Below are 21,090 nucleotides of genomic sequence, written 5' to 3'. Positions count from 1 at the left end.
GTGGAGGAAAAGTGCCATGAACGCACCAGTTCAACAAACCCGGGTTGAGGTTCTCAGCAGGCTGTACAGCATGAAGCTTGAACAGATTGAGCAGGCCAACCGGCAGGGTGGCAGTCTGCGCAATCAGGTGCTGGAAGCCGAAGCCGAAGCGATTTTCAACGCCCTCAAGTCGGCCAAGTGACGGAAAGGGGTCGAACTATGCCCCTCCACGTCACTTTTAAATACAACTTCTGCACCTGATCCATCACAAGTTGACTTGACCTGCGAGCCCGGGCACGTATCATCGGTTTCCAGGTTTTACTAACGGAGCAACCATGACCGCAAGGTCCGTCGGCTGCATGCAGATCAATCGTCCCCCTATTACCGCTGACATCGCGCGGCATCGTGGGCGTTTGCCGTACTTCCCAGACCCACCGGCCTCCCGCTGATTCATCTCCTGGCGCCTGCCATGACCGCCTCGATGCGACTTATGCAGGGTGGCTGACCGGAGACTAGACTCAGACTCATAAGCCATCCCTATCCATAACAAAAGAAAACCGTTAACGAGGCTGCGATGTCGCTACCGCTGGTTGTACTACTGCCATTTCTGGGGGCCTTAGCCGCACCCCTGTTTGCCCAGGCCGGGCGAACAGCTATCGCAATAGCATCATCTGTCCCTGCACTGATTGCCCTGGCGGCACTTTTTCCACACTGGCCTGTTCTTTCGGCGGGCGGCACTGTGCTGCACAGCTACGAATGGCTTCCTGCGCTCGGGCTGTCTTTCAGTTTTCGTCTTGATGGCTTGGCACTGCTGTTTGCATTGATAATTCTGCTCATCGGACTTCTGGTCATACTCTATGCCCACTACTATCTTAAAGCGCATGAGAATGTAGCCAAATTCTACTCTCTGCTTCTGTGCTTCAAAGGCTCGATGTTGGGCATAGTGCTCTCCGGCAACCTGCTGCTGATGCTTATTTTCTGGGAGCTCACCAGCTTGACGTCATTCCTGCTGATCAGTTTCTGGACGCACAAACAAGATGCCCGGCGTGGCGCACGTATGGCACTGGCCGTCACCGGAGGCGGTGGCCTCGCCTTGCTGGCCGGCATTCTGCTTATCGGCAATATTGTTGGCAGTTTTGAACTGGATGATGTGCTCGCCGCCGGCGATCAGATAAAAGCCCACGCCCTTTACCCGGTTGCACTAACCCTGGTTTTGCTCGGCGCCTTCACGAAATCTGCCCAGTTCCCGTTTCACTTCTGGCTACCCCACGCCATGGAAGCACCCACGCCAGTCTCTGCCTACCTGCATTCTGCCACCATGGTCAAAGCCGGCATATTCCTCATGGCACGCCTTTACCCGGCTCTGGCTGGAACCGAGCAGTGGTTCTACATGGTCAGCTTTACTGGCTTGGCCACTCTGCTGCTTGGCGCCTATGTGGCCATGTTCAAGCACGATCTGAAAGGCCTGCTCGCTTATTCAACTGTGAGCCATTTGGGCCTGATCACCCTGCTGTTCGGCATGGGTACCCAACTGGCCGCGGTCGCGGCGGTATTTCATGTGATAAATCACGCCATTTTCAAAGCGTCACTGTTTATGGCTGCCGGTATTATTGACCACGAAACCGGCACCCGTGATATGCGTCGAATCAATGGGCTCTGGCGCTATATGCCGCATACCGCCACGTTGGCGATGGTTGCAGCAGCATCGATGGGGGGGGTTCCTCTGTTGAACGGCTTTCTCAGCAAGGAAATGTTCTTTGCGGAATCCCTTCAGCTCAACCTTCCTGGCCTATGGTCATGGATTCCACCCATTATCGCGACCTTGGCGGGCATCTTTGCCGTTGCCTACTCGGCTCGCTTCATTCACGATGTTTTCTTCAACGGCAAGCCGGTTGACCTACCGATATTCCCGCCCCATGAGCCGCCACGCTACATGAAAATTCCGGTGGAAATTCTGGTGTTCGCGTGCGTCATGGTTGGTATCTTCCCAACGTTCTCCGTGGGCCCGCTACTTTATTCTGCTGCTTCAGCCACACTCGGTGTTGACGCGCCAGATTATCAGCTTGCGGTGGTCCATGGCCTGAACCTGCCCCTGTTGATGAGTTTCCTGGCGTTCTTCGGTGGCTTGCTGATGTACAGCCAGCGCCAGCGCTTTTTCGACTTCCATGCCCGTTTCCGGGAGATTGACGAGAAAGCCGTGTTTGAAACCGTGGTTTCAAAGTTCGTTGACCTGGCACACCGTTTTACCGGATGGGTCGAAAATGGCTCTCTCCAACGCTATGCCATGCTTTTGGTTGTGAGCGTGATTGCAGTGACCGCCCTGCCTCTGGCCGACACCGGTTTCTATATAGGGGAGAACGGGCTGAGCAAAGTAGACTGGCCCACGGCGCTTGCCGCCGGTGCGCTCATGATATCTGCACTGGCAGCAGCCGTCTGGCACCGGGAGCGCTTTTACGCACTCGTGCTCCTGAGCGTTGTTGGCCTGATTGTCGCGTTAGCGTTCGCACGCTTCTCCGCACCGGATCTGGCCATGACACAACTCTCTGTGGAAGTGGTCACCATTGTTCTGTTGATGCTGGCACTCTATTACATGCCGTCCTGGACACCAGTGGAGACCTCTAGAGGACGGCGTATTCGCGATATCCTGATTGCACTGGTTGCAGGTACCGGGATGACCCTGATCACATTGGCCATGCTGACCCAGCCGTTCAGCTCTATTTCCGAATTCTTTCTGGAAAACAGCAAGCCGGGCGGCGGCGGAACCAACGTAGTTAACGTAATTCTGGTCGACTTCCGTGGTTTCGATACGCTGGGTGAGATCACTGTGCTGGCCATTGCCGCACTGGGCATCTACTCCATGTTGAAAAATACGGCGCTGACACCACCGCCCGGAGACGGACTGGGGCATGCCTGGACCCGGGACAGCTACCCGCTAATGCTGCGCCAGATTGCCCGCCCCATGCTGCCGCTGGCCCTTATGGTGTCTGCCTATATTTTCCTGCGCGGGCATAACCTGCCCGGCGGTGGCTTTATCGCCGGCCTGATCACCTCCGTGGCGCTAATCCTTCAGTATATCGCCAGCGGCATGATATGGACTCAGGATCGCATTCCGTTCCGCTACCATAATGTTATCGGCCTCGGCCTGCTGTTCGCGACCATTGCTGGTTCCGGCAGCCTGGCCTTCGGCTACCCCTTCCTGACATCCACATTTGGCTATATTACCTGGCCCGTGGTGGGCAAGTTCGAGGTTGCCTCGGCACTGGTGTTTGATCTGGGTGTCTACCTGGCCGTGATTGGCGCCACCTTGCTGGCACTGGTCAGCATTGGCAGGCTGTCGCCTCATTCGGCCATCAAAAGCAAAAAGGAGGGCGTGTAATGGAACTGTTATTTGCACTGGTTATCGGCGCCCTGACGGCGTCCGGTGTCTATCTTCTGCTACGCGCACGCACCTTCCCGGTGGTCATGGGCCTCACCATGCTTTCTTACGGTGTAAACCTGTTTCTGTTCGCCACGGGGCGTCTCGCTACCGGACAGCAACCGGTCATCGGAACCTCCGCCAGCTATTCCGACCCGCTGCCTCAGGCGCTGGTGCTCACGGCAATCGTTATTGGCTTTGCCATGACAGCGTTTCTGGTTGTTCTGTCCCTGCGCAACCTGGCAGACAACGAAGACGATCATGTGGATGGCCAGCGTAAAAAAATGCCGCCATCATCGAAACAGGAACGGGAGGTAACCGGTAAATGACTCACTGGCTTATCGCTCCGATTCTGATACCACTGCTCGGCGGCATCCTGCAGGTATTCATGGGCTATGCCCCGATCAGGCTGCGCCGCACTCTGGCAATCGCCACGACCGTGCTGATGCTGGTGTCCGCTGTTGTGCTGCTGATGCTTGCCAGTGATGGCAGCTACCGCATCTATGCGTTTGGCAACTGGCAACCGCCCTTCGGCATAGTTATGGTTCTTGACCGTCTGGCTGCACTGATGCTGGTTCTGACGGCGATTCTTGGTCTGTTCTGTCATATCTATGCCAGTGGCGGAGCCGATGAGGACAACCGGCAGTTCCATGCCCTGTTTCTGTTCCAGTTGATGGGCCTGAACATCGCGTTTCTGACCGGCGACCTGTTCAACCTGTTCGTTGCCTTTGAGATTCTGCTTATCGCCTCCTACGGTTTGCTCATGCACGGCGGTGGTACTGCACGAACCGTACCCGGGCTTCACTATGTAGTCCTGAACCTGTTGGGCTCGGCACTGTTCCTGATCAGTGTCGGTATGATTTACAGCGTTACCGGCACATTGAACATGGCGGATCTGGCCGTAAAAATCCCGCAAGTCTCCGGCAGCAACCTGAACCTTGTGAAGGCCGGCGGCATGATGCTGCTGGTAGTTTTTGGCCTGAAAGCCGCCATTCTGCCGCTGTGCTTTTGGCTGCCCAAGGCCTATGCCAGGGCAACCGCCCCGGTGGCGGCGCTCTTTGCGGTCATGACCAAGGTAGGCATTTATGCCATCGTGAGAATCTACCCGCTGATCTTCGGAGAAGGCGCCGGCGAGTTAGCGAACCTGGGCATGGATTGGCTATTCCCTCTGGCCCTGGTAACCCTCAGCATGGGTGTTATCGGAGCACTCGGCGCCAACAACCTGAAAACACTGGTGGCCTGGCAGGTGATTATTTCCGTGGGCACTCTGCTTGCGCCCATCGCGCTTGGCTCAGTAGCTGGCTTGTCGGCGGCCCTGTTTTATCTGGTCAGCACCACCTGGACGGTTGCCGCCCTGTTTCTGGTTTCCGAACTGGTCGCAAGCCAGAGAGGCCAGGCCGGTGACAATATCGTCACAGCGCCAAAGATGCGCCACCGGACTTTTCTGAGTGTACTTTTTCTGATTGGCGCGGTCTCCGCCGCAGGCCTACCACCCCTGAGCGGTTTTTTCGGCAAGCTTCTGATCCTTCAGTCGGTTGACCCCGGCATCGAAATGGCGTGGCTATGGGGCGTTCTTCTGGTTGGCAGCTTTCTGACGCTTATTGCCTACAGCCGCGCCGGGAGCATCGTTTTCTGGTGGAACATAGATGGCCACCTGGAAACGCCCGAACCTCTTAACAGCCGGGTTTCGGTCTCGACCGGTATTCTGACCTGCCTGACCATTCTGATCGTTGTCCTGGCCGGGCCGGTAAGTGATTACACCCGCGCAACCGCTGAGCAGTTGCACGACAACCATGGCTATATCAATATTCTGCAGACTCCCATGTATGTTCCGCAGGACTCTCTGGTGGGGGAGATAAACTGATGTTTGATCGTCTGAGTTTTCCTCAACCCTGGCTGAGCCTGACTCTGTTCCTCACCTGGCAGATACTCAGCGATGGCGTATCCGGTGGCAGCCTCGTTCTCGGGCTGATCCTGGCCTGGCTGATTCCCCAAATGACTCACGGTTTCTGGCCAGAGCGACCTGCCTTTGTAAAAGCCTGGCGTATGCCGGCTTACATACTGCGAGTGCTAAAGGATATTCTGGTGGCGAGCTTTTCCGTCGCCTGGCTTATTCTCAGCCCCCGTGCGCCACGCCCGGTTTTCGTCTGTTACCCGCTGAGACTGGAGCACCCACTGGCAATATCCATTCTGGCCAGCACCATCTCACTCACTCCCGGAACCGTCAGTGTGGATATAAGCGATGACAATAAAACCCTGCTGATCCATGCGCTCGACGCCACCAGTGACCAGGAGGTTATTGACGCCATTTACAACAGCTATGAGAAGCCGTTGATGGAGATGTTCCAATGATCACCATTGCTCTTTACCTCACCATTGCCATGGTGACCCTGGCCGCGCTGCTTAACGTGTACCGTGTAATCAAAGGGCCGGATGCGCCAGACAGGGTACTGGCACTTGATACTCTCTATATCAATGCCATTGCGCTAATTATTCTGCTGGGCATAACCCTGGGTACGCGTATGTACCTTGAGTCCGCCCTGCTGATCGCAGTTATGGGCTTCGTCGGTACCGTAGCCATGGCTAAATACCTGAAGCGAGGTAGTGTCATTGAGTAACGATCAAGCCCGGTCGGCCTACCTTTGCCCGTTCGCTCACGGAGGATATAACTCATGAGCCTGTTTGCGGAATACGCCATCTCGGCCCTGCTGTTGCTAGGTGGTTTCTTTACACTGGTTGGCGCAATCGGCCTTGCCCGACTGCCAGACTTTTACACCCGGCTGCACGGGCCAACCAAAGCAACCACCGTTGGCGTGGGCGCCATCATGCTCAGCTCGGTTATTTATTTCAGCAGCCGGGGCGAGGCTATCGGCATTTCTGAAATTCTGATTACCGTTTTTCTGCTGATGACCGCCCCGGTGAGCGCCAACATGCTGGCCAAAGCAGCCATGCACATAGGTGTAAAAACCATGGACGGCACCGAAGGCAATCCCTGGGAGCAGTAACTCAAACCCAGCCCGGATTCTCCACCGGGCTTTAACGGGAATGCGGTGCAAGCTTCCGGTTTTACACAATTTATGTCAGATTTAGCCAACTTCTCAGATAACACCAAAAAACGGGAAAGAGGATTCCAGACATGGCACAGACACGAGTTTTACCCGCGGCTGAAAATGCCCACCAGTACCCTCTGTTGATCAAGCAGCTGCTGCTTTCGGGGCCAAGATATTCTCCAGATCAGGAAATCGTATATGCCAATCGTAGCAAGTACACCTACACCGATCTGGTAGAGCGCATTCACCGCCTTGCTAACGCCCTCACTGATGCCGGCGTTAAGCCAGGCGATACTGTGGCGGTTATGGACTGGGATACGCCCCGCTATCTGGAATGCTTTTTCGCGATCCCGATGATTGGTGCGGTATTGCATACTGTAAACGTACGCCTGGCACCGGAGCAGATTGTTTACACCATGAACCACGCTGAAGACGATGTGGTGCTGGTGCATGACGACTTCCTTCCAATCCTGGAAGGCGTCCGGGACGAAATCAAAACCGTCAAAACCTATATCCAGCTGAGCGATGAGAAAACCGCGAAGGATACAAAGCTCGAGACCGCCGGCGAGTATGAAGCACTTCTGGCCGGCGCGGCAGCAGAGTTCGACTTCCCGGATTTCGATGAGAATAGTATTGCCACCACCTTCTATACCACCGGCACCACCGGTAACCCGAAAGGTGTGTTCTTCAGCCATCGCCAACTGGTGCTGCATACCCTGACAATGACCGGCTCACTTTCAGCCTACGATGAATTGCCGCTACTGCGCTCGTCGTCGGTCTATATGCCGGTTACGCCGATGTTCCACGTTCATGCATGGGGCGTTCCCTATGCTGCCACCATGATGGGTATCAAGCAGGTTTACCCCGGCCGCTATGAGCCAGAGTTACTGGTTGACCTGATCAAGGAACACAAGGTGACCTTCTCGCACTGTGTTCCAACCATCATGCAGATGATGATGGGCACGGAATCCATCAAAACGGCGGACCTGAGTAACTGGCAGGTTCTGATTGGCGGCAGCGCATTGACCAAAGGCCTGTGTGATGCTGGCGCGAAGCTTGGCATCCGCATGTACACCGCTTACGGCATGTCGGAAACCTGCCCGTTGCTCAGCGCAAGCCATCTCAAACCAGAAGACCTCGAACTACCGCTGGAGCAGCAAACCGCCAAGAGGATCAAGACCGGCATCGCGGTACCCATGGTGGAACTGGAGATTGTTGACACTTCAGGCAATCCGGTGGCGCACGATGGCGAAGCCAAAGGTGAGGTCGTTGCCCGGGCACCCTGGCTCACCCAGAGTTACTTCAAAGAGCCGGCTAAAGGCGAAGAGCTTTGGGAAGGTGGCTGGCTGCATACTGGTGACGTTGCTTCCATGGAGCCAAATAACACGCTTACCATCAAGGATCGAATCAAAGATGTGATCAAAACGGGTGGTGAGTGGCTGTCATCCCTGGATCTGGAAAACCTCATCAGCCAGCACCCTGCGGTAGCCGGTGCTGCTGTTGTAGGCATTCCGGATGAAAAATGGGGCGAGCGGCCTTATGCTCTGGTGACCCTGAAGCCGGGCGAGCAGGCAAACTTGGAAGATATACAGAGCCATCTGCAGCACTATGTCGATAGCGGTGAAATCAACAAGTGGGCGATACCCTCCCAGATCGATTTTGTTGATGATATTCCGAAAACAAGCGTCGGGAAGATCAACAAAAAGCTGATTCGTGACCAGATGCAGTAAACAGATCTGATATGGCAATGGCCCGCCAGGTTTTCCTGCGGGCCATTTTTGTTTTTCATCGTATAATTCCCCGCCTCAGACCTTCCTCAACTTACTACTGCAAAAGAGTCTTACCATCATGATGCCCAAACTGCGCAACTGGATAGCCAGCCCGAACGGCGTTCGTAAAATAATGAATGTTTACGGTCCATACGCAGGCGCAGGCGTGAAGGTTACCCACATTGCGGATGACTACAGTTCCGCGTCGGTAGAAATGAACCTGCGCTGGTATAACACCAATTACGTGGGCACTCACTTTGGCGGTTCGCTGTACAGCATGGTCGACCCTATATACATGCTGTTGCTGATGAACAGCTTGGGCAATGACTATATTGTGTGGGACAAGTCTGCCTGTATCGACTTCATCCGCCCAGGCAAAGGCCGGGTAACGGCACACTTCGAGCTGACAAAAGAGAGACTTGAGGAAATCCGCACCGCCACCGCAGGCGGCGAAAAAATGCTGCCCCAGTGGGATGTGAATATAGTCGATGAGAAGGGTGAGCTGGTCGCCCAGGTTAACAAGGTTCTCTATGTCAGGAAAAAGCGCTAACTCCGGGTGGCGATGACGACGTCCAGCTCTACCACAAGCCCCGGTAGTGCCAGTGCCTGAACGCCGACTGTCGTATCGGCGGGCCAAGGTTCGGAAAAATACCGGTGGCGCATGGTTATGATGTGCTCGAAGTCGGCCATATCGGTTAGATAGACAGTTATCTTGAAAATACGCTCAATGCTCGGGCCGGCGGATTAAAGCGCGCCTGATGTTCGACACCGCCTGTTCGATCTGAGCGTTGATATCTCCCGGGCCAACCACTTCTCCTGCGTCATTGATGCCAGCCTGACCTGAAAGAAAAATCAGGTTACCAACGCAATGCCCCTACCCAATTGCGAAAGCACTGAAGACATCCGGCTCAACACGAATGGGCTCTGTTCCAACTGTCATGTTTTCCCCTTGCAAAGATTCACGCTTCAACCCTGACCCGTTTGCGGTTTAAGCTGTTTTAACCGACGCCACAAAGTAGTCTGGCTCATTCCCAGATATTCAGCGGCGCGCGTTTTGTTACCTTCAAATTGATCCAGCACTCTGAGGATTTCCTCCTGTTCCAGCGCCTGAAGATGACCGCCTTCAGCTTGACCTGACCGCGGCTTCGTTACGGTCTCAAACAACTCTGGAATAAGGGTGGGCAAATGCGCTGAAAACTGACTGATGGAGTCATAAAGTGTCGAGGATACCAACAGACGTTCGAGCAGGTTTTCAAGTTGACGAACGTTGCCTGGCCAGTGGTATCTATGAAAGTGTGGAACCAGAATGGCGGCCAAAGACGCCTCTTCTGCGTTAATCTGGTAGCGTCGACCAAGCAAGGAAATAAAATGCCGGGTCAAGGGTTCAATATCTTCTGGACGTTCTCTTAACGGCGGGAGGTTAACGATGAATACATTGAGCCGGTAGTAGAGGTCTTCCCTGAAACGGCCCGCCCGAACCTCCTCGATGAGATCGTGAGTCGTGGCTGCTACAAATTTGATATTCAGTGCAATAGACCGGCGCGACCCAACCGGCCGGACTTCCCTTTCCTGGAGAACCCGCAGCAGTTTTGCCTGCTGGGGCATGGGCAACGAATTGACCTCGTCCATAAAGAAAGTGCCGTTGTTTGCCGACTCCAGCAAACCAGACTTACCACCACTGCGGGAATTGGTAAAGGCCCCATCAGCGTACCCGAACAACTCAGACTCAAACAGCTCTCCAGGAATAGCGGCGCAGTTGATAGCGACGAAAGGGCCGTCACGGTTGGCACTCGACTCATGAACAATGCGCGCGGCAAGCTCCTTTCCGGTTCCAGTTTCGCCCCGCACCAGGACCGCTCCCGGCGTAGCTCCATATATCCGCAGGAAATGCTTCACTTCCGCCATGGATAGCGATTGGGAAACAAGCCGTTCTGCCGATGAATTGGTCTCCGCGTTTTTATTAGGGGCTGCCTTGATAGAATAGAGGTGACCTACGCGCTTGCCGTCGATATCAAATGCCGCTTTATCGACCCGACATAAGCGATCATCAAGCAATATGGCTTCCGCTACCGTATTCGGCGCCTGCAAAAAACGCCCGTCGAGAAAGCGGTCGATCCGTTTGTTACGGACCAGCCCGTTCACCAACTGCAAGGCCTGGCGGTTGAAGCCAATGACCTCTTCATCTCGGTTGGTAATGATTGCTGCCACTGGCGACTGATCCAGCAGGAACTGGCCAAATGCCCGCTGTTCTCCCTCACGCTTGTACTTACCCGCGACGGCAATCGCCTTTCGTACCATCTGTCGGCAAGCTTCACGGGAATAAACAAGGATGTAGGGAATACCGGCTTGCTCCGCCAGATCGCACACAAAACTTGTCCCGATCACTACCCCGAACCCGTCTTTGTCGATTCCGTTGAAGATGTCTTTTGCCTCTTCTGCAGTCTGATAAGTGCGGTGGACAATCTCGGCCCCTTCTACATAATCCAGAAACTCCGTCCAGGCGCCCTGTTGTTCATGGGTAAGTATCAGCATTGTGCGGCTGACCAGCCGGGCCTTGAGCACGGCATTCACCAGATCAGACTGGAGGACTTCTAACGCCACCACCGGAACCGGAAGGGTATCCTGAAGATAGAACGCGTTGGCACCGGCACTGACAAACACATCAACGGCATCATGCTCCACCAGCCTTCGTGCTGACATCAATGCATCGTTGAAAATACTGTCAATAATGATGACATCGGCAATCGATGCAAACTCCGGTATCAACGAATGAACCAGTTTGCTGAGCTTGGAGTTGCCAATAAGGCACACTCTTACCCGGCTGGTTTCGGCATTATTAAAATCCAACGCGGTTCTCCCTCGTGTCGGCTACTTAACGAAATATCCAGGGCTCAAGGTGACGTCGCCGAGCCTCATAGTCACGAATGGCTTCGCCAAAAGCCAAAGTGCGGCCGATATCGTCCAGACCACTCAACAGATTGTCCCGTCGGCCCGGCTCCACTACAAACGGCCAGAGATCCTCACCGTGAACGAGCTCGCACCGCTCAAGATCGACATTCACGGCAAATTTTCCTGGTCGGCTCGCCAGCTCGAACAGCTTGTCTATAACAGGCTGCGCAAGAATCACAGGTAGCAGGCCATTGTTGAAACAGTTATTAAAGAAGATATCACCGAAGCTGGGAGCCAGCACCACACGGATACCAAAATCATGCAACGCCCAGACAGCATGCTCTCGGGATGATCCACACCCGAAGTTTGCACCCGCAAGCAGAATCGTCCCGCGCTCGAACGGAGATCGGTTGAGAATAAAATCAGGATTAGGTCGTCGTTCGGCGACTGGAATATCCACATCGCCGGGATCCAGATAGCGTTCATCATCGAACAGGAAATCACCGTAGCCGGCCTTTCCCAACATTTTCAGATATTGCTTGGGCAGAATAGCATCCGTATCAACGTTGGCGCGGTTGAAAGGAATAACCAACCCCGAATGTGTTTTGAAGGGCTCCATGTCATAACTCCCGAACATCAGTGAGTTTACCGGTCAGAGCTGCCGCAGCCGCCATAAGAGGACTCATTAGATGAGTTCGGCCGCCCTTGCCCTGCCGCCCTTCAAAATTACGATTGGAGGTGGATGCACAGCGTTCACCTGGCTGCAAACGATCATCGTTCATCCCGAGGCACATGGAGCATCCGGCTGAACGCCATTCAAAGCCGGCTTTCTGAAATATCGCATCCAGACCCTCTCGCTCAGCCTGCAGCCTGATCTGACCGGAGCCCGGGACAATCAGTGCCTGGGAAATCGAGCGGCTCACCTTCTGACCCTTCACAAGGTTCGCTACGGCCCTGAGATCCTCCATCCGGGCATTGGTACAGGAGCCGATAAAAACCTTGTCTACAGGCAAGCCCTTCAAAGCCTGTCCTGGCTCAAGTCCCATGTAGTCCAGTGTGCGCTTCAACGAACGCCGTGCTGCCTCGTCAGATCTGGCAGATTCCGGCACACATCCGTCAATGCCGACCACCATTTCAGGGGACGTGCCCCAAGTAACCTGTGGTACCAGCGCGGATACCGGGAAATGCTCCTCACGATCAAAAACAGCATCATCGTCTGAGCGCAGCGATTGCCAGTAGCGACAGGCATCAACATACTCAGTGTCCTGAGGGGCATAGGGCCGGCCCCGCACGTAAGCCTCGGTAACCGCATCGTAAGCTATCATGCCAGCACGAGCGCCAGCCTCAATGCTCATATTACAAACAGTCATTCGCCCTTCCATGGACATGTTTCGTATGGTTTCTCCCGCATATTCTATGGCGTAGCCGGTTCCGCCAGCAGTACCAATGCGACCGATCAGCGCCAGGATCAGATCCTTGGATGTCACTCCAAAACCCATGGCTCCATCAAACACCACCCGCATATTTTTCTGTCGATGAGTGCGCAGAGTTTGGGATGCCAGCACATGCTCAACCTCGCTGGTACCAACACCCATGGCCAGCGTGGCAAACGCACCGTGGGTCGCGGTATGGGAATCACCGCAGACGATCGTCATACCAGGTAGAGTCAGCCCCTGCTCGGGGCCAACCACATGCACAATGCCCTGGCGTGCGTCTTCCAACTCGATAAGCGGGATGCCGAACTCACGACAATTGCTGGTCAATGTCTCGACCTGAACCCGCGCCACTCGATCGGCGATGCCTGCAACACCAAGCTCCCTGCGCCTGGTCGGTACGGCGTGGTCCGGCACCGCCACGTTAGGCCCAATACGCCAGGGCTTTCGTTCAGCGGCACGCAATCCTGAGAACGCTTGAGGAGACGTAACTTCATGGAGCAGATGTCTGTCCACGTACAGTAAAGATGAACCGTCGGGCAGCTCCGCTACCAAATGCCTGCCCCAAAGCTTGTCGTAAAGCGTCTGTGGCGCCATGCCGCTATCCTCTTTGTGAACGCTTCATTCCCGCCTGAACCGTCTCCCAGTCAAGCCACTGATAAAGATCTTCACCTTCGTCGGCGTCGAGCCGGTAACCGCACCAGGTGTCCAGCCGGCCATTCTGCAAAGGCTCAATGATGCAGTAAGGTCGCAAACAATCCGCTTCAGTCAGACCCTCATCCACAAGCTTGAGACGGCTGTCCGACAGTCGCTTTTGCGCCTGATCCTGAGCATCCGCATTCTGGGCGGCCAAAGCCGCCACATTTTCTCGAAAGCCACGAACGTAAGCTTGTCTGTATGTCTGACATGCCGCAGGGGTGCTGGCAAGACCCTCAATAAACTGCATACGATTGTCGCCTCCTGCTTTCATGCCCGGCTGCATGGCGCATCCGGATAGGCCCACGAACACAGCCAGAGCCGCAGCTCCGTTAAGCCAGGAACTGAAGAGTTTCTTCGAGGGAAAGTACATCGACATATTTGATTCCCAAGTCTCGCAGATTAGCTTCATGCGCTGCGGCATCACGATCACCCACGGCCTCGCGCGGAACTAACGTACGATAGTTGTATTGCAGACTGTCCAGAGCGGTTGCGCGAACGCAACCGCTGGTTGTAAGCCCGGTCACTACCGTGCCGTCCACTCCGGTTGCCTGAAGCTTCTCATGCAGATCTGTTGCAAAAAAGCCGCTCGCCCAATGCTTTACCAGCACCGGTTCATCCTCCTGAGGCGCAAGCCTTGCATCGATTTCTTCTAGGCCGGAGCCAACCTGGAGCATATTCAGCGCCGGCAGTTTTTCCCGGAACACCGTGGCTTGCGATTCGTCGGAGTAAGCAACTGTGGTGAAAAACACCGGCCAGTTACGTTCCCGAAAAAACGCGAGCAGCTGCTGATTGGCCGCCACCACACTGTCAGCATTCGACGCCAGCGGGCTGAGCGCCGGGTTCGTAAACCCGACGCACATGTCCACCAAGATCAAGCCGTAGCGATTACCGCGCCTCAACACGTTGGATTCCAGTTGCATCAGTGCACCCCGGAGGTTTTCCAGACCGGTGTTGCAGGCGCCGGTAATCCGGTTTCCGCCTCGCACCTGGCCTTGATCTCTTCAATGGTGCCCCCTCTGGAGAACAGATCATCGCTGTTGCGGGAGAGCGCCATGTCGGCCCGCAATTCCGCAGTATCTTCAGCAGAGATTTTACCCATTCTGTCCAGCACTACGCCGTAGCGAAGGGCGCCTTCAACACTGACAAGGCCCTTTAGGACGTCCATTGCAACCGCAGCAGGATCACGCTCCAGAGGGTTGCCCCAACCACCACCGCCCCAGGTATCAAAGATCACCAGATCCCCGGCCTCAACCTTGATATGGTCACACTTGGACGGAAGAATCCTGCTCTCACCGTTCGCTTTGATGAGTTCCTTGCGGCTTCGCATTCCAGGGTCACCACCAATAACGCCCCAGGGATAAGTCAGCCAGCGATCATCATGGATGGAGATTTCGCCATCAGCCAAAAGGCGATAGGCCATCCGAATGCCGTTGCCACCGCGATGCTTGCCTGCGCCACCCGAATCGGTAATCGTTTCATAAGTCTCGATCCGAAGGGGGAAATAGGCCTCTACAAACTCGTTGGGCACGTTGGTGAAGTTAGGCCAGAGGCTATGGCCGTCCGGCCCATCGCCGATCGGACGACCGGGAATGCCGCCAAACCCAATCTGGAACAGCTGGAACCATTCGCCTTTGGAGTCGTATCCTGAATACATGAAGTGCGGTGAATCCGAGAAGCCGGCCGCGTTCATGGCATCCGGTGTTCCCTGCCCCAACAAACCGCCCATCACATCAAAGATGCGGCCCAAGAGGTGTGTGCGACAAGAAAGCGCCGCAGGGAAGTTCGGCTTTAAAATAGAACCTTGCGGAATGCGTACGTCCACCAGGTCGTAAAACCCGTCATTGAACAAAATCGAAGGGTCAAACAGGTTGATGGTGAACGCGCCGAAGAACATCTTGAACATTTCTTCGTTGAGGAAGTAGTTCACGGATGAAGGCGCCTGAGGGTCGGTCCCCTCAAAGTCAAAAATGGCTATATCACCCTCGCGCCACATGGTGCAGCGAATGGTGTAAGGGCCCAGGCCCGCGCCATCATCACAGATGTAATCTTCAAACGACCGTTTTTCTTCAGGCACCACATTGCGAATGATCTCGCGCATAGCCACATAGTTACGCTGCAGCATCATGCCCAGGGCGCTGGTAAAAATGTCGTCGCCAAAACGGTCGGCCAGTTCCACACAGCGGCGCCCCGCCGTGCGGCAGGATGCAACGATGGCGTTGAAGTCAGAACGGTTCCAGCTGGGCATCCGCACGTTGTGCAGAATGAGTTCCAGTACATCGTGATTGAGCACGCCTTTTTTATAGATCTTCACCGGCGGAATCCGGATGCCCTCTTCAAATATGGTCTGGGCATCGGTTGGAAGACTGCCAGGAACTTTGCCACCGACATCTGACATGTGGCCAAACATGGCGGCCCAGTTGATGAGTCGGCCATCCTTGAAGACCGGCACCAGCACCAACCAGTCTGGCAAATGGCTCACTGCACCATCGCACATGTATGGGTCGTTGGTCAGGAAGATGTCGCCCTCTTCGATATCGCCGCTGTAGGACTGCGTAAACCCGGTGATAAACGAGCCGAACTGACCCACCACCATTTTGCCTTCGTGGTTAGCGATCATGGGAAAGGCATCACCCTGCTCCCGGATTCCCGGAGACATGGCCGTTCGAATCAGTACCGCATCCATCTCGTTACGGGCGTTGGCCATAGCGTTTTCGATAATATCGAGGGTAACGGTGTCGACATCAATCCGCTTGAGCGGAGTGGTATTTGGTTGAATAATATTCGCAGGCATACGATTACTCCTTACCCTTGAAGCCAACGGGCTCGATCAGCAGGTTGCCGACTTTGTCCACGGTTGCCTGATGGTCAGGGAAGATAACGGTGGTGGAGTCCATTTCCGTCACAATGGCGGGGCCAGGTACAACGTGACCCGGGCAGAGCTTTTCACGGTCGTATAACGTCGCCTGATAGTCCGTCCCGCGAAGATATATCGAGCTGTGTCCAGTCACGGCGTCCGCAAGTGCGCCGGCCTCGGCTTCCCAGACACGATCGGCGATATTCGGCCGCGGTGCACGGGCAATGGCCCGCACGTTCACAAGCTCCCGGTTCTCATCAAGGGAGAAGCTGAACAACTTTTCGTGCTCTGCATCGAACGCCTTTTGCAGCAACTCAAGCCCGTCCTTACGCAAATCATCAGGCGATACATCCTGAGTCAACAACAGCGCCTGCCCTTGATAACGCACATCCGCCTGCCAAATAACAGTCTGCTCATTGGAGGGTATTGCCTGTTTTTCCAGTGAATCGCCGACCTGCTTGGTCAGACCCTCAAGAATACCCACCACCTCCTTCAAACTGAGTTCAGAGAAATTTTTGACCAGCGAGCGAGAGGCTTCATCCTTAACCCGAGTTGTAGCGTCACCATAGGCGCAAAGCACGCCGGGCGATGGCGGCACGATAACCGGCCAGGCGCCCATAAGAATGCCGAGAGCATTGGCGTGGAGAGGTCCCGCGCCGCCGAAACCGCAAAGAGCAAACTCTCGCGGATCGTAGCCCTGCTCGACAGAAATAAGGCGCAGAGCACCAAATATATGCTCGTTGGCAATGCGTACAATGCCTTCAGCAGCCTCTTTCAGTGAGACGCCCATGGCATCCGCAACTTTCTGCACGGCTGCCTCTGCAAGGTCCGTGCGAATGGCCATTTCACCACCGAGCTTCTGGTTTGCAGGGAGGTAACCCAGCACGACGTTGGCATCCGTTACCGTCGCCTGTTCACCACCTTTATTGTAGGCAGCGGGTCCTGGCTCTGCGCCAGCGCTGTCTGGCCCGACACGCAAGGCCCGGGTCAATTCCGGTACAAAGGCAATCGATCCGCCACCCGCACCTACCGTTCGAACGTCCACCGAAGGCGCACGAACGGCCACATCACCCACCCGGGTTTCACGTCTTAGCCGCGCGCTGTTGTGCTCTATCAGAGCCACGTCCGTGGATGTGCCGCCCACGTCAAAAGTTAAAACCTTATCGAACCCTCCGCGAGAGCAGAACCAGATTGCACCGGCCACACCGCCGGCAGGGCCGGAAAGCAGCAGGTTCACTGGTGTATAAGACGCCGACTCACACGCGGCGAGACCGCCGTCCGAGCGCAATATTGAAAGCTCAACATCATCGGCCAACCGCGCACGAATCTCGGTTTCAAGATGGTTCAGGTAGTTGGAAACTTCCGGGCGAACAAAGCTGTTCACCACGGTCGTTTCTGTGCGCTCATACTCCTGCATTTCAGGCACAACCCGAGACGACAGGGAAACAGGTATTCCCGGCATTACCTCAGCCGCGATCTCGCCAATCCGCTCTTCGTGAACCCCACTGACATAGGCATTGATGAGCGATACGGTCAACGCCTCAATGCCTGCATCCTTCAGAAATTGGAGCTGTTTGCGGATATCAGCCTCGTCCAGGGGCGTCACAACCTCGCCCCCTGCGCCCAGCCGCTCTATGGCTTCTACCGTATGCTCCAGCGACGCAAGCAGGGGCTGTTTTTTGAACGTCACCCAGCCGCCCAGGCCACCCGGTACAAACGAGCGTGCAATGTGCAGCACCTGCCTGTAACCGCGAGTCGTGACAAGACCAACCTTGGCACCTCGTTGCGTGAGAATGGCATTGGTTGCCACCGTGGTTCCGTGCATAACCGAGCGAATCTGCTTCGGGTCAATGCCAGATGTCCGGCAGATCTTTTCAATGCCGTTCAGGACCCCCACGGACGAATCCGAGGGGGTGGAGGGTACCTTGGCCGTATAGGTCGCACCCGTGTCGTCGTTGATGAGGAGCAGGTCCGTGAAGGTTCCACCGACATCAGCCCCAAGTCGAAAGCTCATACTTCTCTCCTGACTCTGCAATAGGGTTTGTGCCAGTTCAGCGAACCGCTGCCTGTTCAAGCTGGCGCAAACTTATGGAGTTACCGTCAACACCCGGCGTGTTGAATTTCGGTATCGGGTTCAGAAAGATAGTGGCGTGGCGGCGTTGATAGTCGATGGTAAAGCCCGCCATTGAAACGATGCCGCGATCGCCATCTTCTGTATCGATGGTGCGAAGGCTGTAGTTCATCCACTTCCAGAACTCACCCTTGCGATCATAGACATCCGCCATGTAAAACCGCGGAAACTCGGTGTCCATATACATCACTTTTTTGCTGTAAGGATGCTCGGGCGGTGCAATAGCTTCGATTACCCATACCTCACGGGGCTCCCATTCTTCTTTCGGGTTCCAATAGGGTGCGTTATCCAGATCAACAACGGGGAATCTTGCGTTGCCACTGGCATCAAAATCCCAGGGCGTAGTGGTGTTGTTTGCTACGACCAGAATTTTGCGTTTACCCAGCAGTTTGTACTCGGGGTACCAGGTTGGGTGGGCGTTGAAAATCTCGATATCATCGTTGAGCTGATCGGTTCCACCAATAGGGTCCATCCAGGTTCCCCCGGATAAGCGACGGGTACGACGTACCGATTTGATGTACGCCCAGCTGTCATCGAGCTTTGGGCTGTCATAACGAACCGTGTAAAGACCCAGCCCGCGAATATCCGCCGGATAGGTGGCGTAAAGCAATTGCTTCCAGAGAACGTCGTCATTCCCCTCGACGGTATCCTCCTCGCCCAGGCGTCCTTTCATGTAATAGCGGAGCAAAACCCATTCCTGAGTTCGCTCGAGGCCACGATCGTCATCTATAAACAGATAGGTGAATCGCGAATAATCCTGGTAGTTCTTGATTGGCTGAGCAACGTTGTGATTCCAGATCAGCTTTTCAGCAGCGTTCGCGGTGTCTTCTGTGATATTCGGGAAGGGTATACCGGCTTTCCAGCCCTCCATCATCCGGGTATCCGGGTTGAAGCTAACGCCGCCGGAGTATTCCTTGGTGGCCGCCAGATAATCATCGCCTAACCGGATGGGCTCCGGGTCTTTCAAGGTTATGACCAACCCTTCGTCCCGGATCAGTTTCTGCTGAACATCGGTTAACAAAGTGTCTATTCCGTCACCCTTAAAGGTATCGGAAAGACGCTGATCAAGGTTGCCCGCGTTAATGACGTCACCGGCAGACAGATCCGCCGCTGAGAGAAAGCCCGAGCTCGTCATTAAACCCACGGCAAGGGCGAGGCTTTTAACAGAAGTGATTGTTTTCATTATTACTCTCCTCAAATCCTCAGAACTGATAAGTCAAGCGGGCGACGAGCTGATCGTTGCCGGAGAAGTATCCGAACAGGTTGGTATCGTTAAAGCCCTGAAGTGGGCGATCCTGATCCTTTTCATGGAAGAAAATGTCCGCCTCAAGGCGCACCCGCAAATGGTTACCGTAAGCAAACTCAACCGCTGGAATGACAAAGCCACCGCCGTAGGTAAGGTCAGAACCCAGTGCCAAAGATGGATTGATCTGGTCATTGGCGTAGTTGGCCGCAAGAACCGCCGTAAGAATACTGCTGAACTCTTTGGTCTCACCGCCAAAGCCGGCAAGGTTTACAAGCTGCTCGTCTTTTTCAAAATCCGTTATCCAGTTATTGAACAGTTGGACGGTGAAGAAAGACGGACGGCTCGTACCCAGAACACTCTGGAGATCAAGCTGCTTGTCTACGCGGAGCATTGAACGGAAAAGGCTCTTTTCTTCTATGCCACAGAAACCAGGGAAGAATCCGCAGCCCGCGCCTTCCGCAATGCTTTGGATACCCACGTTGTAGGGTGCGTTAGGGATGTAGGCCAGCTCGGCACTGAACACCAGGTCGGGGCCGGCAAAGTAGTTGTTGGCAGTTACGCCAAATACATCAATGTAGGGGAATATAAACTCACCCGCCTCGGTGGCGCCGCCCTCATAGACTCCTTCATAAGGACCCGTCTGAAGCTGCGGCTGACCCGGATTTGTTGCCGGATTGGCATTAGCGACCGGATTGGGGTTAGGCCCGTGGAAATAACCCAGAGAATAACCCCAGTCACCCGCCAGACCACTCCACCGCAGGCCGAAGGAGTCATCGTCCATATCAGCATCCGGGTGGTCATAGTTGTAGCGCACATTCGCGCCGAAAGGTGCCGAGGCAAAGGTTATGCCTTTATTGGGATTGTTCGCCCAACGGCCGCCTTCAACATCATAATTATTGCCCCGGTCTTTACCGTCGTTGAGTTTTCCCGGGATGTAGAGCACCTGAAGGCTGCCATCAAGATCGTAAAACTGCTGTGTCAGGTTGATCATGTTCAACGGTTTACGCAGTTCCTCGTTTTCAGGCTCGAGGAACGAACGCCAGCGGAAATCATAACCATGAACAACGTCCAGCAGCTGGAAGAAATCGGTCTCCCCCCAAACTACCTGCTGTCGGCCAATCTTTATGCTGGTTGTATCGGTAAGGTTGCCCTGCACCCAGAACTCGCGCAGCTCTTCGTCATCGTAGACGTCGTCGCGCAGATTCACCGCAGAGCCGGAAGCACCGCCGGTGCCTGCCCACTCATCCATCACATCCTGCAAGTCCTTGCCATAGTCTGTGGGCGACTCACGGGAAATCCGCCCGGTCATTTTCATTCGCCAATTACCGAAATCACGGTAAAGGTCGAGTTTCGCCACTGAGCGGGCCATCGACAGATCGTATCGATAGTCGTCCCGCTGCTGCCCGTCGGGCCCGATCAACGTCGGATTCTCAAGATTCCAGGACAGGTACTGGCGGAGATAACCGCTCACTTCCCAGTCCCGGGTTAACCAGTCACCCTCATCGGCAAACACCGCCTGGGGCGTGCCGACTGTCGCTGCCATAACTCCGGCTGCCAGAAGCCCTCGCTTCAAAGGCCAGCCGCCCAAATGTCTATTTTTGTTATCACTTTTCATGTTGGTACCC

General features: G+C 55.0%; 20 protein-coding genes. 9 read left to right on the top strand and 11 right to left on the bottom strand.

Annotated features, from left to right (window positions below; translation table 11 throughout):
* Positions 1-16: 16 nt before the first annotated feature.
* The 9 genes from BUA49_RS17775 to BUA49_RS07540 all read left to right on the top strand — a co-directional run bounded on the left by BUA49_RS17775 (position 17) and on the right by BUA49_RS07540 (position 8,763).
* The gene (locus tag BUA49_RS17775) at positions 17-181 is read left to right on the top strand and encodes a hypothetical protein (protein ID WP_175547557.1); all 165 of its coding nucleotides are present in this window, start codon (positions 17-19) and stop codon (positions 179-181) included.
* A 372-nt stretch (positions 182-553) separates the two neighbouring features.
* Positions 554-3,355 carry a monovalent cation/H+ antiporter subunit A gene (locus BUA49_RS07575; RefSeq protein WP_072796571.1) on the top strand — a complete coding sequence of 934 codons (2,802 nt, stop codon included), beginning with the start codon at positions 554-556 and terminating at the stop codon, positions 3,353-3,355.
* Positions 3,355-3,723 carry a Na+/H+ antiporter subunit C gene (locus BUA49_RS07570; RefSeq protein WP_072796570.1) on the top strand — a complete coding sequence of 123 codons (369 nt, stop codon included), beginning with the start codon at positions 3,355-3,357 and terminating at the stop codon, positions 3,721-3,723. The genes BUA49_RS07575 and BUA49_RS07570 overlap by 1 nt, the downstream gene beginning before the upstream one ends.
* Complete coding sequence (locus BUA49_RS07565) at positions 3,720-5,258, top strand: monovalent cation/H+ antiporter subunit D (RefSeq protein ID WP_072796569.1); 1,539 nt, start codon at positions 3,720-3,722, stop codon at positions 5,256-5,258. Before BUA49_RS07570 ends, BUA49_RS07565 begins: the two co-directional genes overlap by 4 nt.
* On the top strand, positions 5,258-5,746 hold the full coding sequence (locus BUA49_RS07560; protein WP_072796568.1) for a Na+/H+ antiporter subunit E: 489 nt from the start codon (positions 5,258-5,260) through the stop codon (positions 5,744-5,746). Before BUA49_RS07565 ends, BUA49_RS07560 begins: the two co-directional genes overlap by 1 nt.
* Positions 5,743-6,012: a K+/H+ antiporter subunit F gene (locus tag BUA49_RS07555; RefSeq protein WP_072796567.1), complete on the top strand. Its 270-nt coding sequence runs from the start codon at positions 5,743-5,745 to the stop codon at positions 6,010-6,012. Before BUA49_RS07560 ends, BUA49_RS07555 begins: the two co-directional genes overlap by 4 nt.
* Before the next feature lie 54 nt (positions 6,013-6,066).
* Entirely contained in the window at positions 6,067-6,399 is a 333-nt protein-coding gene (locus BUA49_RS07550; RefSeq protein ID WP_072796566.1) for a Na+/H+ antiporter subunit G, read from the top strand.
* Positions 6,400-6,530: 131 nt separating this feature from the next.
* Positions 6,531-8,174 carry a fatty acid--CoA ligase gene (locus BUA49_RS07545; RefSeq protein ID WP_072796565.1) on the top strand — a complete coding sequence of 548 codons (1,644 nt, stop codon included), beginning with the start codon at positions 6,531-6,533 and terminating at the stop codon, positions 8,172-8,174.
* A gap of 118 nt (positions 8,175-8,292) precedes the next feature.
* Complete coding sequence (locus BUA49_RS07540) at positions 8,293-8,763, top strand: DUF4442 domain-containing protein (protein WP_072796564.1); 471 nt, start codon at positions 8,293-8,295, stop codon at positions 8,761-8,763.
* On the opposite strand, the gene BUA49_RS18140 is transcribed toward BUA49_RS07540, so the two are convergent.
* The 11 genes from BUA49_RS18140 to BUA49_RS07490 all read right to left on the bottom strand — a co-directional run bounded on the left by BUA49_RS18140 (position 8,760) and on the right by BUA49_RS07490 (position 21,080).
* Positions 8,760-8,903: a RidA family protein gene (locus tag BUA49_RS18140; RefSeq protein ID WP_267283707.1), complete on the bottom strand. Its 144-nt coding sequence runs from the start codon at positions 8,901-8,903 to the stop codon at positions 8,760-8,762. The genes BUA49_RS07540 and BUA49_RS18140 overlap by 4 nt on opposite strands.
* 34 nt (positions 8,904-8,937) lie before the next feature.
* Positions 8,938-9,024 carry a hypothetical protein gene (locus tag BUA49_RS18265; protein ID WP_407656689.1) on the bottom strand — a complete coding sequence of 29 codons (87 nt, stop codon included), beginning with the start codon at positions 9,022-9,024 and terminating at the stop codon, positions 8,938-8,940.
* Positions 9,025-9,179: 155 nt separating this feature from the next.
* Complete coding sequence (locus BUA49_RS07530; RefSeq protein WP_072796563.1) at positions 9,180-11,060, bottom strand: sigma 54-interacting transcriptional regulator; 1,881 nt, start codon at positions 11,058-11,060, stop codon at positions 9,180-9,182.
* 25 nt (positions 11,061-11,085) lie between these two features.
* The gene (leuD, locus tag BUA49_RS07525) at positions 11,086-11,721 is read right to left on the bottom strand and encodes a 3-isopropylmalate dehydratase small subunit (protein ID WP_072796562.1); all 636 of its coding nucleotides are present in this window, start codon (positions 11,719-11,721) and stop codon (positions 11,086-11,088) included.
* A gap of 1 nt (position 11,722) precedes the next feature.
* Positions 11,723-13,132, bottom strand: coding sequence for a 3-isopropylmalate dehydratase large subunit (leuC, locus tag BUA49_RS07520; RefSeq protein WP_072796561.1), 1,410 nt, complete (start codon positions 13,130-13,132; stop codon positions 11,723-11,725).
* Between the two features lie 4 nt (positions 13,133-13,136).
* Positions 13,137-13,481: an isopropylmalate isomerase gene (locus tag BUA49_RS07515; RefSeq protein WP_228704426.1), complete on the bottom strand. Its 345-nt coding sequence runs from the start codon at positions 13,479-13,481 to the stop codon at positions 13,137-13,139.
* 82 nt (positions 13,482-13,563) lie between these two features.
* Positions 13,564-14,154, bottom strand: coding sequence for an isochorismatase family protein (locus BUA49_RS07510; protein WP_072796559.1), 591 nt, complete (start codon positions 14,152-14,154; stop codon positions 13,564-13,566).
* The gene (locus tag BUA49_RS07505; RefSeq protein WP_072796558.1) at positions 14,154-16,025 is read right to left on the bottom strand and encodes a hydantoinase B/oxoprolinase family protein; all 1,872 of its coding nucleotides are present in this window, start codon (positions 16,023-16,025) and stop codon (positions 14,154-14,156) included. Before BUA49_RS07505 ends, BUA49_RS07510 begins: the two co-directional genes overlap by 1 nt.
* A gap of 4 nt (positions 16,026-16,029) precedes the next feature.
* Positions 16,030-18,102: a hydantoinase/oxoprolinase family protein gene (locus BUA49_RS07500; RefSeq protein WP_072796557.1), complete on the bottom strand. Its 2,073-nt coding sequence runs from the start codon at positions 18,100-18,102 to the stop codon at positions 16,030-16,032.
* Between the two features lie 37 nt (positions 18,103-18,139).
* Positions 18,140-19,402, bottom strand: coding sequence for a DUF1329 domain-containing protein (locus BUA49_RS07495; RefSeq protein WP_072796556.1), 1,263 nt, complete (start codon positions 19,400-19,402; stop codon positions 18,140-18,142).
* A 19-nt stretch (positions 19,403-19,421) separates the two neighbouring features.
* The gene (locus tag BUA49_RS07490; RefSeq protein WP_228704425.1) at positions 19,422-21,080 is read right to left on the bottom strand and encodes a DUF1302 family protein; all 1,659 of its coding nucleotides are present in this window, start codon (positions 21,078-21,080) and stop codon (positions 19,422-19,424) included.
* Positions 21,081-21,090: the final 10 nt, after the last annotated feature.

The sequence above is a fragment of the Marinobacter antarcticus genome, assembly GCF_900142385.1.
Lineage (GTDB): Bacteria > Pseudomonadota > Gammaproteobacteria > Pseudomonadales > Oleiphilaceae > Marinobacter > Marinobacter antarcticus.
The sequence above is the reverse complement of the archived record's forward strand: the minus strand, read 5'-3'. Positions and strand labels throughout refer to the sequence as shown.